Below are 16,162 nucleotides of genomic sequence, written 5' to 3' on the forward strand. Positions count from 1 at the left end.
TGGGCTTCCAGCCTGAGCGTTTCTCCGGACCGGCCTTGCGGTGTTGCACAAGAACCTGGCCTGACAATAATTAGGAATCTGCCTTGATGAGACTCAAGATCTGCCTGGCTGTAGCGTGCGCGGCGGGGAGCGCACACGTTCATGCGGACGACTGGTCGGCGAATGTCGGCCTGAAGTTTTCCGAAACCAAATCGACCCTGGACTCGAATCCGAGTGACGGGCGCTCGACCTACCTCAATGCGTCGCTCACTCGACGGCTTGATGCGAAAACGCAGCTTGGCGGCAGCATCAGCCTTGGAGAAAGCAAAACCAATGCTGATCTCAACCGCGGCCGCTTCTCCAACGATGCAACGTCGGTGGCCGTGTTCGGCGTGCGTGAGATCGGCTCACTGCGTTTTCTCGACCTGTCGCTTGGTTACGGCAAAGTGATGCTCGATGGTGATTACCGCAACGCTGGAGTGCCCGTCGACTTCGACACCGACACCAATTTCTGGACAGTCGGCGTAGGTATCACCCAGGCCTTTTTGCTGTCTCCAACGCTGTCAGCAACCTTGAACGGTCGCCTCAGCCATTCACGTAGCAACAGCGACGCCTATCGGGACAGTACGCCGACCCGGCATGGTTCGGACAGTTCAGCACGAACCCAAGCCTCATTTGGTGGTGGCTTGAACTGGCGACTGGGCGCATGGTCACCATCGGCCGGGATTGCCTATAACCGCGCCAATCAGAACCTGACTCGCAATGTCGACGACAAGGACTATTTCACCGTCAATCTTGGCGTGGCCTACGCGCTCACGCCCAAGACCCGCTTGAACCTTGGCTATGCCGGCGTCGCCGGAAAATCGCAAAGCCGGGAAAACAGCCTCCTGACATCGATCAGCACGTCGTTCTAATTCGAGGGCTCCACTTATGAAAGTCAAACATCACGTTGCCACGAGAACCCTTCTTGCCACGCTGCTGCTCGGATTGGTGCCATTGTCGGCGAGTGCCGCCGGTCTCTGTTACGACCCCGGCACTCATTCGATGGTGCCGTGCGGCGGCTCGGTGGTCGATGATTCAGTAGCTGCCGCAGTCGAGGACTCGGTGCGCAACACGACACAGCAAGCGGTTGACGCAGCAGTACAGAGTGCTGCCGATGCGGCGAATGAAGCCGTCAAGAATGCTGTTATCGAGGAACCCGCTCCTCCAGCCGACACCCCCACTCCGGCGGCACAACCAACGGTTAGGTCGCTGGATGATTTTTTTGCCAATATCGACTATTTCCTGAATCTGCCCGCCGACTCGGAACTGGTCAAAAAGATGTGCGGTTGCGACGCGAACACCTGGAATACGAACAAAGGAATGCTAAAAACGGATGCGGCCTTGTGGAACTCGGGCATGACTCCACGAGATGTTGCTCGCGCCGAAGATAGGATGCAGTCGATCAAGTCGGACAATCGCGGAAAACGTTACTGGATTTCGTGGTCATTACCATCCCCGTCCCATGCGCTGGATCAGATGATGCGGACCTTGGGTGTGCCTCTATCTTCGACTGGATGGGGACCGCTCGGCCTGTCCGCCTATCAGGAGCATATGCAGAAGCAGTTCGAAGCAGCAGGTGGCAAGTATCCCTGGTAGGTTCGGCCAGCCAGCGCAACGACTTCCTGAAAAGGCACTTCTCTGGGAGTGCCTTTTTTATTTGCGCCGACCCACCTCTCGCCTAAACGCTGCTGCTCTCGCCTTATACATAGGGAAATGACGACGATTACAGGCCGATGGTAACGTCGAACATGACTGGGCCATGCGCAAAAGCGCACAAACTGTTACCTGGCAAAACCGGCTAAAAGGCCCGGGCTTGAAACCTTGATAGACAGCGTCGATCAGCAGATCAGTAACAGCGATTAGACGCACCCGGCACAGCGGCCTAGGCTGGCGAAAGTCACTCCGTCGCCGGGAAGCCTTGCCCATGCCACGCCACGCGCCCACCAGCCCGCCACCCAGCTCACCGGCATTACTGCCGGCGCCCACCTACAGCTATGTCGAACTGGCAGAGGCGCAGCTGGATGGCGCCGCCGCGCTGGCCAGCGAAACCGCCCTGGCGATCAGCTACAACGGCATCAGCCACAGCGTGATGATGGTCTCGCCCAGCGACCTTGAAGACTTTATCTACGGTTTCAGCCTGAGTGCCGGTCTGATCGATAGCTTCGATGAGATCTACGACATTCGCCTGCAGCAGCATGACAGCGCCATCAGTGCCGAGGTGCAGGTCAGCAACCGCGCGTTCTGGGCGCTCAAGCAGCAGCGCCGCACCTTAGCCGGTAATAGCGGCTGCGGTCTGTGCGGGGTCGAAGCGCTGGAACAGGCGCTGCCGCACCTGCAAAATCTGCCGTCCAGCCCACTGCCCGCACCTGCCCACTTGCAGGGCCTGCGCCAACGTATTCAAAGCGTACAAACCATGGCCCGCCATAGCGGCGCGGTGCACGCGGCGCTGTTTGTCGATGCTCAAGGGCAGATTCGCCTGTGCCGCGAAGACATCGGCCGGCATAACGCCCTCGACAAGCTGCTCGGCGCGCTTCATCGCGAAGGAGAAGACCTGCGTCAGGGCTTTGCCGTGGTCACCAGCCGCTGCAGCCTGGAACTAATCCACAAGGCACTGCGCGCCGGTATCGGCACCCTGGTCAGCCTGTCGGCACCGACCAGCCTGAGCGTGCAATGGGCACGCCAGCACAACCTCAATCTGATCCATATTCCCCAGCAGAGCGCGCCACGGGTGTACAGCCCAGCAGCCGCGCCCGGAGTCGCCCGTTCATGAGCCTGCAACCGATCAACCCACGCTATCAACCCTACAAAGGGGCCGCCGCTGGCTGGGGCGCGCTGCGCAGCGTCACGCACTTCTGGCTGGACAGTAAGCAGCCGTTCAAAAACCTCCGCGCCCTGCTCAAAACCAATCAGCACGGCGGTTTTGACTGCCCCGGCTGCGCCTGGGGCGACTCGCCGGAAGACGGCCACATCAAGTTCTGCGAGAACGGCGCCAAAGCGGTCAATTGGGAAGCCACCAAACGCCGCGTGGATGCCGCCTTCTTTGCCCGTTACAGCGTCAGTCAGCTGCGTGAGCAGAGCGATTACTGGCTTGAATATCAGGGCCGCCTGACCGAGCCAATGCGCTATGACGCCGCCAGCGATCACTACCAGCCGATCAGCTGGGACGCCGCCTTCGCCCTGATCGCCGAGCATTTAAAGGCACTGGAAAGCCCCAATCAGGCCGAGTTCTACACCTCCGGCCGTGCCAGCAATGAGGCGGCCTACCTGTATCAGCTGTTCGTCCGCGCCTTTGGCAGCAACAACTTCCCTGACTGCTCAAACATGTGCCACGAAGCCAGCGGCGTGGCCCTCGGCCAGAGCGTCGGTGTCGGCAAGGGCAGCGTGACCTTCGACGATTTCGAGCACAGCGACGCGATCTTCGTACTCGGGCAGAACCCCGGCACCAACCACCCGCGCATGCTCGAACCGCTGCGTGAGGCGGTCAAACGCGGCGCACAGGTGGTGTGCTTTAACCCACTAAAAGAGCGCGGCCTGGAACGCTTCCAGCATCCGCAGCACGCCCTGGAAATGCTCACCAACGGCTCTGAACCGTTGAACACGGCGTTCTTCCGCCCAGCCCTGGGTGGTGATTTAGCCGCCCTGCGCGGTATGGCCAAGTTCCTCCTGCAGTGGCACCGCGAAGCGCTGGCCAAGGGCGAACCGGCGGTGTTCGATCTGGCCTTTATCGCGGAACACACCAACGGCGTGGACGACTATTTAGCGCTGCTGGATGCCAGCAGCTGGGAGTCGCTGGTCGAGCAATCCGGCCTAAGCCTGGATGAGCTGCAACACGCCGCCCTGCTCTACCGCCGCGCCGAGCGGGTGATCATCTGCTGGGCCATGGGCATCACCCAGCACCACAACTCGGTGGCGACCATTCAGGAAATCGTCAACCTGCAACTGCTGCGCGGCAACCTCGGCCGGCCCGGTGCCGGCCTGTGCCCGGTGCGCGGCCATAGCAACGTGCAGGGCGACCGCACCATGGGCATCAATGAGCGCCCTCCAGCGGCCTTTCTTGATGCGCTGGAACAACGTTTTAAATTTCAGGTGCCGCGCGCCCAGGGCCACAACACCGTCGAGGCGATCAACGCCATGCTCGACGGTCAGGCCAAGGTGTTTATCGGTCTGGGTGGCAACTTCGCCCAGGCCACCCCGGACAGTCCGCGCAGCCACGCCGCGCTGAGCCGCTGCGCACTGACCGTGCAGATCAGCACCAAGCTCAACCGCAGCCACCTGACCACCGGCACGGATGCGCTGATTCTGCCGTGCCTCGGGCGTACCGACATCGACCACCAGGCCGACGGTCCGCAGGCGGTGACCGTGGAAGACTCGTTCAGCATGATCCACGCGTCCTACGGCCAGCTTGAGCCGCTGTCGGCGCAGATGCGCTCTGAGCCGGCGATCATTGCCGGTATCGCCAAAGCCACCTTGGGTAATCATCCGGTCGACTGGGATGCGCTGATTGCCAATTACCGGCGCATCCGCGAGCTGATTGCCGACACTATTGCCGGCTTCAGCGACTTCAACCAGCGCCTGCAACACCCCGGTGGCTTCTACCTGGGCAACGCTGCTGCCGAACGGCGCTGGCTCACCGCCAGCCAAAAGGCCAATTTCAAGGCCAACCCGCTGCCCGCCGACCTGCTGCCACCGCAGGTACGCAGCACCGGGCAGACGCCGGACCTGATCCTGCAAACGCTGCGCTCCCATGACCAATACAACACCACCATTTATGGCCTGGATGACCGCTACCGTGGCGTCAAAGGCCAGCGTCAGGTGCTGTTCGTCAACGAAGCGGACATCCTGCGCCTGGGCTTTCAGCCAGGGCAGCAGGTCGACATTCAGTCCATCTGGGATGACGGCATCGAACGCAAGGTAGCTGGATTCACCCTGCTGGCCTTCGATATTCCCGCTGGCCAGGCTGCGGCCTATTACCCGGAAGCCAACCCGCTGGTGCCGCTGCAGAGCTTTGGCGCGGGCAGCTTTACCCCAACCTCGAAGTACGTGGCCATTCGTCTGCAGGCGCATCAGGCCGAAGCGCGCATCCTTTGAGCGGATCTGTGGCGGCGATCACACTGGCGACCGGCGGCAGGGAATTTTTCGGCGAAACGCGCTCTAAGACTATGCGCGGATCATTCGTCCTTTAAAAACAAAGGCCTAGGTTCGCACACCCATTTAGTCGAGAAGGTCTGCCGTATGCGTACATTATTTTCTGCGTTGCTGTTCAGCACTCTGGTCTCGCCCCTCGCCGTGGCGGGCGATACCGGCAAGGTTGCCATTGGCGGCGGTGTGGGTGGCGCCCTGGGCAATGTGATCGGCCAACAGGTCGGCGGCAGCACCGGCGCGGCGATTGGCGCGGGCCTGGGTGGCGCGGCTGGCGGGGTGATTACCGCACGCGACGGCAACAAGACCGAGGCCGCACTGGGCGGCGGCCTGGGTGCTGCCGGTGGTTCGGTACTGGGCAACAAGGTTGGCGGCAGCACCGGTTCGACCATTGGGGCTGGCCTGGGCGGCGCCGCGGGTGGCGCGCTGGCCAATGAATACGCTGGCGGCAGCGAGCGGGATCGCGGCCACGACAACCGTAAAAAACACAAGAAGCATAAAAAGCACAAACATAACTAAGTGCCGAGTGCTGACAGCCAAAAGCCGCCTAACAGCGGCTTTTTGCGTATGGCACAGAACGTAGGATGGGGGACCGCCTAGGTGATAACCCATCAGCCAGTTGATGGGTTATCACCCATCCTACTCAGCTATGTCGCTGGCCCCATCAGCAGCACCGTCAGCGCCGCGCGCAGATTCTCGGGAATGCTCACCGGGCGGTTGCTGCTGCGGTCGACGAAGACATGCACAAAGCGCCCGGCTGCGCAGGCTTCATCCTCTCCCTCCTTGAACACCGCCAGTTCGTACTGCACCGAGCTGTTGCCCAGTTTGCCGACCCGCAGGCCGATCTCGATACGCTCGGGAAAAGCGATGGAGGCGAAATAATCGCAGCTGGAGCTGACTACAAAGCCCACCACGTCGCCGTTATGAATATCCAGGCCGCCGACCTCGATCAGGTAGGTGTTCACCGCACTGTCGAAGAAGCTGTAGTAGGTAACGTTGTTAACGTGACCGTAGACATCGTTGTCATGCCAGCGCGTGGTGATTGGCTGAAAGTGCCGGTAATCGCTGCGCAGATGTTGGGGTTGGCTCATCGGGAATCCTTGTAATGGACGGCAATCTGGAAGCGTCGCGGCTAAAGCCCCTCCCACGGTACAGCGCGCTCCCGTGGGAGGGGCTTTAGCCGCGAAACAGCCTTAATAGGCCACCTGGTAGATGGCCAAGGCATGAGCCTCGGTCATTTCACGCGGGTTATTTACCAGCAGGCGCTGTTGCTGCATGGCATCGCGGGCCAGGGTCGGCAGCATCTCCTGCGGCACACCGGCATCACGCAGACGCGTCGGTAGGCCGCTGCGCACGCTGAAATCGGCCAGTGCGCCGATAAACTGTTCGGTCTGCTGCAACACGCTGCCCGCGCGCAGCTGATCGCCCAGCACCAGTGGTGCCAGCTCGGCATACAGCGGCGCCGCCGCACTGGCGTTGAAGCCCAGCACATGCGGCAGCACCAGGGCGTTCGACAGACCGTGAGGAATATGCAAATGCCCGCCCAGCGGATAGGCCAGCGCATGCACCGCCGCACAGGGCGCGTTAGCAAACGCCTGCCCCGCCAGACAAGAACCGAGCAGCATGGCCTGGCGCGCCTCGCGGTTAGCGCCGTTGTGCACCACCTCATCCAGATTGGCCGCCAACAAGCGCAGTGCCTCGCGCGCCAACAGGTCGGACAGCGGATTCTTTTTCAGCGCACTGGTATAGGCCTCAATGGCATGCACCATGGCGTCGATACCGGTGGCAGCGGTAACTGCCGGCGGCAAGCCGAGGGTTAGCTCGGCATCCAGCAGCGCCAGGTCCGGCAGCAGCAACGGCGATACAACGCCCATCTTGGTGGTTGCGCCGGTGGTGATAATGGAAATCTGCGTGACTTCCGAACCGGTGCCGGCGGTGGTCGGCACTAGGATCAGCGGCAGGCGCTGGCCCCGGGCATTGCCGACGCCATACATCTGCGCCAACTGCTGGCCGCACTCGGGGTGCGCCAGCAGCGCCACCAGCTTGGCCACATCCATCGAGCTGCCGCCACCAAAGCCAACGATCAGCTGCGCCTGGAGTGCCTTGGCCTGCTCGACCGCCGCCAGCAGAATGGCTTCGGGCGGGTCGGCCACGACCTGATCGAACACCTCGACCGTCAGCTCGGCGCGGGCAAACCCTGGCAGCACATCCGCCAACAGGCCAAGCTTGCTGATGCCCGGATCGGTGACAATCAGCACCCGTTGCGCGCCGCGCTCGCGGCACAGTTCAGCCAAGCGCCGCGACGCGCCGATCTCGCAGAGAATCTGCGCGGTGGTGGCAAAGCTAAAGGGCAGCATGGGGTGATCCTCTTGTTGTTATGTAACGTTCATGTAGGAGCCAGCTTGCTGGCGATCCCGGCAGGTCAAAAGCGTCGCCAGCAAGCTGGCTCCTACAGAGATTCGCGGTTAAAACGCGAAACTCGCCTCATCCATGGCCATTAGGCACGCCGCGCCACCCAGCAGGGACTCGCGATGAGCGCTGGCCCGCGGCAACACCCGGCGCAGGTAGAAGTCGGCAGACTGCAGCTTGGCCTGGTAGAACGCGGCCTCGCCACTGCCCGCCTCCAACGCATCCTGCGCACGTGCCGCCGCCTGCAGCCAGAAGCCGGCCAGCAACACATAGGCCGAATACTGGAGGAAATCCACCGACACCGCGCCAATCTCCTGCACATCGCGCTGGCTGGCGGCAATCACTTCGCTGCTCAGCTCGCGCCATTCGCCCAGACGCGCCTGCACGCTTTTGGCCAACGCCGCCAGCGGCGGTCGGTCGGCCTGGGCGTCGCACAACTCGCTGAATTCAGCCTGCAGCACCGACAGTTCGGCACCACCATCGCCGAGTACCTTGCGGCGGATATAGTCCAGCGCCTGAATGCCGTTGGTGCCCTCATACAACTGGGTAATACGGCTATCGCGCATCAGTTGCTCGATGCCCCACTCGCGGATAAAACCGTGCCCGCCGTACACCTGCACGGCATGGCTGGCGACTTCCTGGCCCATGTCGGTAAAGAAGGCTTTGACGATCGGGATCAGCAGCGCCGCGCGCTTGCTGGCGGCCTTGCGTGCGGCGGCGTCCGGGTGAGCGTGTTCCAGATCAAGCTGGCGCGCGCAGTAAACCGCGAGCATACGGCTGCCTTCGACCAGGCTCTTCTGCGTCAGCAGCATGCGCCGCACATCAGGGTGAACGATGATCGGGTCGGCCGCCTTGCCCGGCTCGACCGGACCACTCAGGGCGCGTGACTGCAGGCGCTCACGGGCATAACGCAGCGCGCCCTGGAAGGCCGCTTCGCCAATGCCCAAGCCCTGCAAACCGACCTGAAAGCGTGCGTCGTTCATCATGGTGAACATGCAGGCCAGGCCCTGGTTGGCTTCGCCAATCAGCCAGCCAGTGGCGCCGTCGAAGTTCATCACGCAGGTGGACGCGCCCTTGATACCCATCTTGTGCTCAATCGCGCCGCAGGACAGCGCGTTGCGCGCGCCCGGCGTACCGTCGACAGCGGCGATAAATTTCGGCACCAGCAGCAGGCTGATGCCCTTCACCCCGGCTGGCGCATCCGGCAGACGCGCCAGCACCAGATGAATGATGTTTTCCGAAAGGTCCTGCTCGCCGCCGCTGATAAAGATCTTGCTGCCGCTCACCTTATAGCTGCCATCCGCCTGCGCCTCGGCCTTGGTGCGCAGCAAAGCCAGGTCGGTGCCGGCCTGGGGTTCAGTCAGGCACATGGTGCCGGCCCATTGGCCGCTGACCAGTTTGTGCAGGTAGCTGTCTTTCAGCGTTTCGCTGCCATGTTTGTACAGCGCCAGCACCGCACCCTCGGTCAGCCCGGAATACACGCGGAACGACAGCGAAGCGCCCATCAGCATCTCGTGGAAGTTGCACGCGAGCATCTGCGGCAGCGCCTGGCCACCGTACTCGCTCGGCCCGGTCATGCTCGCCCAACCGTTATCAACGTATTGCTGATAGGCCTCGGCAAAGCCGTCCGGCGTGCTCACCTGGCCGTCACTCAGCTGACAACCCTGTTCATCACTGTTGCGATTCAACGGCGCCACCACCTCGGCGGTGTAGCGCGCACCCTCTTCCAGCACGCCGTCGATCAGCTCGCGGTCGAGACCGTTACCGAGCAGCTCGCAGTGACTGCTGACATCGAACAGTTCATGCAACACAAAGCGCATATCACGCAGCGGGGCCTGATAGCTCATACCCGGCCCTCCTGCACATCGGATACCCGCACGTCAACGAAGCGCTGGCCGCTGTTGGCCAGTTTTTCAATCAGGCGTGCCGGCAGCCAGTGCTCACCGAACGCCGCCTGCAGCGCCTTCAAACGGTCATGAATCGCCGCCATACCCTGACTGTCGGCCCACGTCATCGGCCCGCCCTTGTCGGCCGGGAAGCCGTAACCGTTGAGATAGACCAGGTCGATGTCGTGGCTATTGGCGGCGATATTTTCTTCGAGGATTTTCGCGCCCTCGTTGACCAGCGCCAGCAGGCAGCGTTCGAGGATTTCCTCAGGGCCAATCTCGCGGCGGACAAAACCCAGCTGCTCGGACACCTGCAGCACCAGCGCATCCACCTCGGGGTCGTGCTCGGCCTGGCGGCTGCCTTCGGCGTAGCGGTAATAACCCATGCGTACCTTCTGGCCGAAACGGCCGAGGCCACACAGACGGTTATCCACCTGCACAGTCGGATCATCCTGGCCTTTGCCGGCCAGCTCGCGGGCGCGCCATTCCAGATCGATGCCGACCACGTCATACATGCGCAACGGCCCCATGGCGAAGCCGAAGCCCTGCAACGCGGCATCCACCTGATGCGGATAGGCGCCTTCGAGCAGCAGCATGCGCGCCTCACGCACATAGGTGTGCAGCATGCGGTTGCCGATAAAACCGTCGCAGTTGCCGGCCACCACGCTGACCTTGCCGATGCGCTGGCCCAAGGCCACAGCCGCGTCTAATACAGACGGGGCAGTCTTGGCGCCGCGAACGATTTCCAGCAGTTTCATGATGTGCGCCGGGCTGAAGAAGTGCAGGCCCAGCACCTGTTCGGGGCGTTTGGTCACGGCGGCAATCGCGTCGATATCCAGCGCCGAGGTGTTGCTGGCGAGAATCGCGCCCGGCTTCAGGGTGGCGTCGAGCGTGCGGAAGATCTGCTGCTTGAGCTCGAGATTCTCGTACACCGCCTCGATCACCAGATCGGCATCGGCCAGCGCTGTGTAGTCGCCCACCGGGGTGACGCAGGCCAGGCGCGCAGCCGACTGTTCTTCGCTGATGCGGCCCAGTTTGACGTTATGCGCGTTGGTTTGCGCCACTACGGTCATGGCCTGATCAAGCATCTGTGGGTTGTTGTCCAACCACAGCACCTGAATGCCGGCGTTGGCCAGGCTCATCACGATACCGCGGCCCATGGTGCCCGCGCCGATCACGGCGGCCTGCTGAACGGTAAAAGCGGAGTGGCTCATCGAGGGTCCTCTGGCTGGAGAATAAATGGCTATGTCGCTTGGATGTGATTCCCGTAGGAGCGGCCCATGGCCGCGAATCGCGGGCATGGCCCGCTCCTACAGGATGCAGTGCGTGCGTCATCCGGCACGGGCACCTGCTGGCATATAGAAAATCGCCCACCACCTTAAGCAAGGCGTTACTATTTTTGAAATTTAGTCTTGTGATAAGTCGTATTCAGCCAATGAATATCTCAACCTTCGACCTCAACCTGCTGCGCGTGTTCGATGCGTTGATGCGCGAGCAGAATGTCTCACGCGCCGCCGAACGCCTGTCGCTCAGTCAGCCAGCGGTAAGTAATGCCCTGAGTCGCCTGCGCGAACTGCTCGACGACCCACTGCTGGTGCGGGTTGGCCGCAGCATGCAGCCGACGCCGCGCGCCCAGTCACTGGAGACGCCGATCCGCGCCGCGCTGCAGCAGATCGAGCAGAGCCTCAGCGCCGGTGAAGTGTTCGATCCGGCCAGCAGCCGTCAGCACTTCAGCATCGCCGTCACCGACTATGTCGAGCTGATCTGCATGCCAGGTCTGCTCAAGCAACTCAGCCAGCAGGCGCCCGGCATGCGCATCGACATCCGCCACCTGAGCCCCAGCCTGCCGGCAGAGGCGCTGGACAAGGGCGAGCTGGATCTGGTGCTGGGGCGCTTCGAGGACATCCCTGCACGCTTTGCCCGCCAGCACTGGATGAGTGAAACCCTGCAGCTGGCGCTGCGCCGCGACCACCCTCTGGCCAGCACGCCGATGGATCTGCCGACCTTTCTGCAGCTGCGCCACCTGTGGGTGCATGGCGGCCAGACCCGCGGCATGGTCGACCAATGGCTGGGCGAACAGGGCCTGTGTCGGGAAATCCTCTACACCACACCCAACTACCTGCAGGCCGCGCATATCGTCGCCAGCAGTGAACTGGCCGCCGTACTGCCAACTCAACTGGCGCGCCACTTTGCCAGCCTGCTGCCGTTGCAGTTGTTCGAGCTGCCGTTTGCCCTCGGCCCGTTTCACCTGGAAATCGTCAGCCTGGCCCAGCGCCAGCGCGACCCGGCGCTGCACTGGCTGATCGCACAGATCCAGCAGATCGCCCAGCGCTGATCACCCGGCAGCCGAGCAAAGCCTTCCTATACTGACGGTTACTGTCGTGCCGTCTTGGGGATTCGATCATGCTGAAATCGGCTTTGGCGCTGCTGCTGGCGCTACTGGGCACGCTGGCGCAGGCCACGAATCTGCAGATCGTGCTCCTCGACAACCAGGGCAAACCACTTAGCGATGCGGTGCTGTGGATCGAGCCGGGGCCGGCGCAAAGCCAGCCTGCGACGGCGCTGATGGACCAGCAGAAGCGCCAGTTCAGCCCCTATATCCTGCCGGTGCAGGTCGGCACCACGGTGAGCTTCCCCAATTCCGACCCGATCAACCACCACGTCTACTCCTTCTCGCCGGCCAAGCGCTTCGAACTGCGCCTGCACCAGCAGAAAGCCGCGCCACAGGAGATGCGTTTCGACCAGCCAGGCCTGGTGACTCTGGGCTGCAATATCCATGACTGGATGCTCGGTTTTATCCTGGTACTCGACACACCCTGGTTCGCTCAGACCGACAAACAGGGCAAAGCCCGCCTGGACTTCGATGCCGCCGCCGGGCAAACCCTGCACCTCTGGCACCCGCGCATCGCCGACCCGCAGGAAGCCATAAGCCGCGCCGTACCCAGCGACGGAACGCTGACCTGGCAACTCACCGGCGCACTAAAACGCGACCCACGGCCAAAGGCGCCCGCCATGCGCCCACAGGGTAAAGGCGGCTACGTGCCTTGATCTCGGATCAAAACAATAAGCCGATGAGCCTCTGAGCAGTGCTGCAACTAATTCGGCAAACGCTCGAATAGATACTCGCCACCCGCCTCATGCCCGGCAATCGCTACGGCACCGTACTGCGGCTGTTGTGGGTAGTCCTGGCTGACCCCACGGCGCACCACCTGATACAGATTAAAGCCCGGCACTGTGGCATCCAGCCCCTGCAAACTGCGCAGCAAATGCCAGGCAAATATCGAGTGGCCGTCTTTACCCTCATCGGACACCGGCTCCTCGCCGCCGGAAGACAGTACCAGCACGCTGCGTTTGCGCAGCACCTCGCCAGGCGCAAGCCGCCCGCCCTGGTAGGTCTGGCCGCGCACCAGGGTGCCGGAAAAACAGCTGTCCGAAACCAGCAATACCTGACGCGCGGGGATCGCCCGCAGCAAGGCGGCGATGTCCTGATTGGAGATCCATTGCGCCGCCGTTTTTACTGAGCCATCGCTGGGTATCCAATAGCCCATCTCGGTGTCATCCATCAGGTAACCATGCCCGGCGTAGTAGACAAACACCGCATCGGCCGGCGTCATTTCCCGCGCCAAGGCGGCCACCGCGCGGACAATATCGGCCTTACTGGCGTTGTTCAGCACGCGCAACTCAAACCCCAACACCTGCTTGAGAGTGGCGGCAACGCGCTCCACATCATGGATGGGGGTGCGCAACGCGGGGATTGGCGACTGATACCGGTTATTACCAATCAGCAGTGCCACACGCCGCTCAATCGGCCGCCCGGCTATCGCTGCCGGCACGCCGCCCAGCGCAGCCTTGGGCAAGCAGTAAGCCTGATCATCATCGGCGGCAGTGCACTCACGCACATCCACCACCCGCGGATTGCGGCGCAACTCTTCCAGGGCCTCGCGATACAGCAGCGTGCGTGCTTGATGCCGCTGCAGATCAATGGCCTGCATCTGTACGCGCCCGGGTATACCGCCGGCAAAAGCCGGCGGGCGAAAATCGGCCAGCACCGGCTCGACCAGTACCAGCAGCGCCAAGGCTAACCAAGAAGTTGTTTTCATTGCCTGCCCTCCAAACCCGTCAACAGTTCCGGCCAGTGGTGCAGCCAACAACATGCATGGTCGAAGCCGGGAAGCTGCTCCAAACGCCCACCATGGCGGGCGACGTAATACTCGACCACCGCTGTGGGCACCACCTGATCCATCGCGCCACTGAAATGCAGCGCCCGCGCGCGCTGACGCGGCCCATCCAGCGGGTCCAGCGAACCATGCAAGGGTGACAGCTGCAGGCGCCTGGTCCACTCGTTCAGCGCAAGCGGCGCGGCCAGCGTTACCAAGAGTTCAACATCATCACGCCGCTGCGCCAGCAGGGTCGCCAACACGCCACCACCGGAGTAACCAACCAAGCGCAGCCGCTCGGCGCCCGCCTGTTGCTTGAGCTCGCTTAGCGCCCGGTCCATAGCCTGCAATACCTCGGCGGAGAAACGCCGTTCGCTCCAGTACAAGGGAGAGCACTGGCGCAACTCGCTGCTGTTCAGGTACTGGCAAGGGCGCCCCAGATAGGCAACGGCCACTGCCGTGTCGCGCTCGGCAAGCAGCAGCGCCAACGGACGAATGGGCGTGGGATCTTGTGGCGGCCTATAGACGGAAGGCCAAGGTGCGCCATCGCCCTCAATATAGAGGGTGAGGGTTTGCGAGGCAGCAGTCTGGCGCAGCAAACCCAACAGGTTGAACGGCTGCACCTCCAGTGCCACTGGCGACCAGCCCCGGGCCATCACCCAGGCTTCAGTCTGTAGCCGCGAACCCTGTAAGTGCATTGGCTGAGTGCAACCACTCAGCCAGCACATACATGCACTCAGCAGCACCAAGCACCAGCGCACTGCGCCCGTCACAATAGTCAGAAACGCAGGTTAAGGTTGGCCATCCAGGTATTCATATTCTGATTGCTACGGCCTTCCTCTTGCTCGTAGGCCAGCCCGGCGCTGATCCCATGAGCCAGGGAGAGGTAGTTGACCCCCAAAATCCAGACCCAGGCCTCCCGACCTATAGGATCAGAAGGCGCAAAGTTCTGTGTGGTCGAACGATGTACATCGTCCATGTAGCGCAGCCCGGCGTAGGGCAGCCAACCATTCCACCAGTAACCGACCTGACCACCCAACTGAATACGGTCAAGCTTGTTGGTGGCATCAGAGTTCTGCAGCTTCTGCAGCCCACCCAACTGCTGCTGGGTCTCACCACGCAGGCGAATATCGTCATACGACTCTTCGGCATGCAGGTAACTGGCCCGCCCACTGAACTGCCAACTGCCTAACCAGCGCTGGTAATTGAGGTTTAGTCCGGCATACCAGCGGTCAACCTCCTGTCGGCTGCTGCTACTGGCATCCAACTCGCCTTCACCAATACCCACACTGGCATCCAGTGCCCAATACTCATTCAACTGCCAGCCGAGATAAGGCGCGAGCATAAAACCGCGACTAGTCAGCTCGTTTTCTTCTGCACCAATAGCGGTATTGATCCCGGAGATATCTCCGCGATCAATCGCCAGGGAAATGCCCAAAACTAATGCTGGAGAAAGGCCAAAGTCGGCGCCGACAATGTAATTCTGAATATCAAAATCGTTCTTCGTGGTATTACCAGAAATATTGCCATAACGCTGGTCAGTATCTTCATCCGCGGCACTGGCCCACAGATTCAAGCCCGGTAGCGCATCGCCGGCAGCCATCCCGCGGCCTGCTGCACTGCCGGCCATCGCAGGCGCGCCAGGGGCAATCCAGCGCCGCGCTAGGTTGTCCGAGATAGCGAAAGATTGCTGGCCTGCAGTGGCATTGAACAACACTTGGGAGGTCGTCGCCCCGCCGCCAAAACACTCTGGATAGTTGGATAACGCCTCTGCGGCAAATATGCCGCCAGACAGATAGTTTGAATATGCGTACAGACAGTTGGCTGAAGCAGAGAAGGGCAATATTAGACAGATGCCGGCCAGCGCCAGCCTGAAGGTGGCTTTCATTAAGAATCTCCTACAAGTGCGGTCTTCTTGTTCTGGCTACGGCTCGGCTGCCATCTTGGCGTTATTCACAGCGCGCGCATAAAGGGAGCGGAGCAGCGCCACTTCCTTATCACCCGGGGATTTCTTATCCATCTGCGTCAGCACCTGCTGCAACAATTCAAACTCACGCAATTCGAAATACCCTGCCAACAGGTATAGCTCTGGATTTCTATCTGTCGCCATTGCGGCTTTACGCAGCTGCGCATAATTTTTTTCCAGCGACTCCAGGGTGCCGCCACTCGGCATACTGCGCAGCCGCACCATCCCTGCTTTGACCTGGGCATCCGGGGCCGGGGTCTTGGCCAGTTGCTTGACCAATAACTTCGGCAGCTGACGTACCTGCGGCTGTAATGCCGCGTTCTTGGCACTGATGCCGCTGCGGTGCACCTGCAACTCGCCCGGCCCTTGCCAAACCTGCTCTTCGCCACTGTCGAAGAGCACCAGTTGCAGACTGGTTTTCGCCGGCAGGCTCAGTTGATCGCCGTCATGCAGTTTGCTAAACACCTGCAGCGTCCTGTTCTGCGCCTGCGCCGGCACATTCAAGGCCACCGTGCCGCTCAGACCGGTGACCAAGCCGACCTCAAGCGCCAACGCCAGACCGGGCAGCCACAGCAAAGAACACA

The 16,162-nt window shown here is 61.8% G+C and carries 15 protein-coding genes; 7 read left to right on the forward strand and 8 right to left on the reverse strand.

The window, feature by feature from the left end:
• Positions 1–86: 86 nt before the first annotated feature.
• The 5 genes from Q8M42_RS03760 (at position 87) to Q8M42_RS03780 (ending at position 5,679) form a co-directional block, all read left to right on the forward strand.
• Positions 87–893 (forward strand): autotransporter outer membrane beta-barrel domain-containing protein, encoded by an 807-nt coding sequence (locus Q8M42_RS03760; protein WP_304870297.1) that lies wholly within the window; start codon positions 87–89, stop codon positions 891–893.
• Positions 894–909: 16 nt separating this feature from the next.
• The gene (locus Q8M42_RS03765) at positions 910–1,617 is read left to right on the forward strand and encodes a hypothetical protein (protein WP_304870299.1); all 708 of its coding nucleotides are present in this window, start codon (positions 910–912) and stop codon (positions 1,615–1,617) included.
• Between the two features lie 322 nt (positions 1,618–1,939).
• A complete protein-coding gene (gene fdhD / locus Q8M42_RS03770) occupies positions 1,940–2,791 on the forward strand; it encodes a formate dehydrogenase accessory sulfurtransferase FdhD (RefSeq protein WP_370692754.1) in 852 nt (283 codons plus the stop codon).
• Complete coding sequence (locus Q8M42_RS03775; protein WP_304870303.1) at positions 2,788–5,109, forward strand: FdhF/YdeP family oxidoreductase; 2,322 nt, start codon at positions 2,788–2,790, stop codon at positions 5,107–5,109. Before fdhD ends, Q8M42_RS03775 begins: the two co-directional genes overlap by 4 nt.
• 144 nt (positions 5,110–5,253) lie before the next feature.
• Complete coding sequence (locus Q8M42_RS03780) at positions 5,254–5,679, forward strand: hypothetical protein (RefSeq protein WP_304870305.1); 426 nt, start codon at positions 5,254–5,256, stop codon at positions 5,677–5,679.
• A gap of 128 nt (positions 5,680–5,807) precedes the next feature.
• Here the strand turns inward: Q8M42_RS03780 and Q8M42_RS03785 are convergent, their stop codons facing one another.
• The 4 genes from Q8M42_RS03785 to Q8M42_RS03800 all read right to left on the reverse strand — a co-directional run bounded on the left by Q8M42_RS03785 (position 5,808) and on the right by Q8M42_RS03800 (position 10,669).
• The gene (locus tag Q8M42_RS03785; protein WP_304870307.1) at positions 5,808–6,251 is read right to left on the reverse strand and encodes a thioesterase family protein; all 444 of its coding nucleotides are present in this window, start codon (positions 6,249–6,251) and stop codon (positions 5,808–5,810) included.
• A 102-nt stretch (positions 6,252–6,353) separates the two neighbouring features.
• On the reverse strand, positions 6,354–7,517 hold the full coding sequence (locus Q8M42_RS03790) for an iron-containing alcohol dehydrogenase (protein ID WP_304870310.1): 1,164 nt from the start codon (positions 7,515–7,517) through the stop codon (positions 6,354–6,356).
• Between the two features lie 108 nt (positions 7,518–7,625).
• Complete coding sequence (locus Q8M42_RS03795) at positions 7,626–9,416, reverse strand: acyl-CoA dehydrogenase C-terminal domain-containing protein (RefSeq protein ID WP_304870312.1); 1,791 nt, start codon at positions 9,414–9,416, stop codon at positions 7,626–7,628.
• Positions 9,413–10,669: a 3-hydroxyacyl-CoA dehydrogenase gene (locus Q8M42_RS03800; protein ID WP_304870314.1), complete on the reverse strand. Its 1,257-nt coding sequence runs from the start codon at positions 10,667–10,669 to the stop codon at positions 9,413–9,415. Before Q8M42_RS03800 ends, Q8M42_RS03795 begins: the two co-directional genes overlap by 4 nt.
• 221 nt (positions 10,670–10,890) lie before the next feature.
• Here Q8M42_RS03800 and Q8M42_RS03805 point away from each other — a divergent pair, with 221 nt between their 5' ends.
• The gene (locus tag Q8M42_RS03805) at positions 10,891–11,790 is read left to right on the forward strand and encodes a LysR family transcriptional regulator (protein WP_304870316.1); all 900 of its coding nucleotides are present in this window, start codon (positions 10,891–10,893) and stop codon (positions 11,788–11,790) included.
• 68 nt (positions 11,791–11,858) lie between these two features.
• Positions 11,859–12,503 carry a methylamine utilization protein gene (locus tag Q8M42_RS03810; RefSeq protein ID WP_304870318.1) on the forward strand — a complete coding sequence of 215 codons (645 nt, stop codon included), beginning with the start codon at positions 11,859–11,861 and terminating at the stop codon, positions 12,501–12,503.
• Between the two features lie 47 nt (positions 12,504–12,550).
• On the opposite strand, the gene Q8M42_RS03815 is transcribed toward Q8M42_RS03810, so the two are convergent.
• Genes Q8M42_RS03815 through Q8M42_RS03830 form a run of 4 tightly spaced genes read right to left on the reverse strand, consistent with a single transcriptional unit; the run spans position 12,551 to position 16,154 of the window.
• Positions 12,551–13,555, reverse strand: coding sequence for a caspase family protein (locus tag Q8M42_RS03815; RefSeq protein WP_304870320.1), 1,005 nt, complete (start codon positions 13,553–13,555; stop codon positions 12,551–12,553).
• Positions 13,552–14,340, reverse strand: a complete 789-nt coding sequence (locus Q8M42_RS03820) for an alpha/beta hydrolase (RefSeq protein WP_304870324.1) — start codon at positions 14,338–14,340, stop codon at positions 13,552–13,554. Before Q8M42_RS03820 ends, Q8M42_RS03815 begins: the two co-directional genes overlap by 4 nt.
• A 50-nt stretch (positions 14,341–14,390) precedes the next feature.
• Positions 14,391–15,500: an autotransporter outer membrane beta-barrel domain-containing protein gene (locus tag Q8M42_RS03825; protein WP_304870326.1), complete on the reverse strand. Its 1,110-nt coding sequence runs from the start codon at positions 15,498–15,500 to the stop codon at positions 14,391–14,393.
• 36 nt (positions 15,501–15,536) lie between these two features.
• A complete protein-coding gene (locus tag Q8M42_RS03830) occupies positions 15,537–16,154 on the reverse strand; it encodes a hypothetical protein (RefSeq protein WP_304870328.1) in 618 nt (205 codons plus the stop codon).
• Positions 16,155–16,162: the final 8 nt, after the last annotated feature.

Origin of the sequence: Pseudomonas sp., from assembly GCF_030684895.1 — a bacterium.
In the GTDB taxonomy this organism is placed as follows: domain Bacteria; phylum Pseudomonadota; class Gammaproteobacteria; order Pseudomonadales; family Pseudomonadaceae; genus Aquipseudomonas.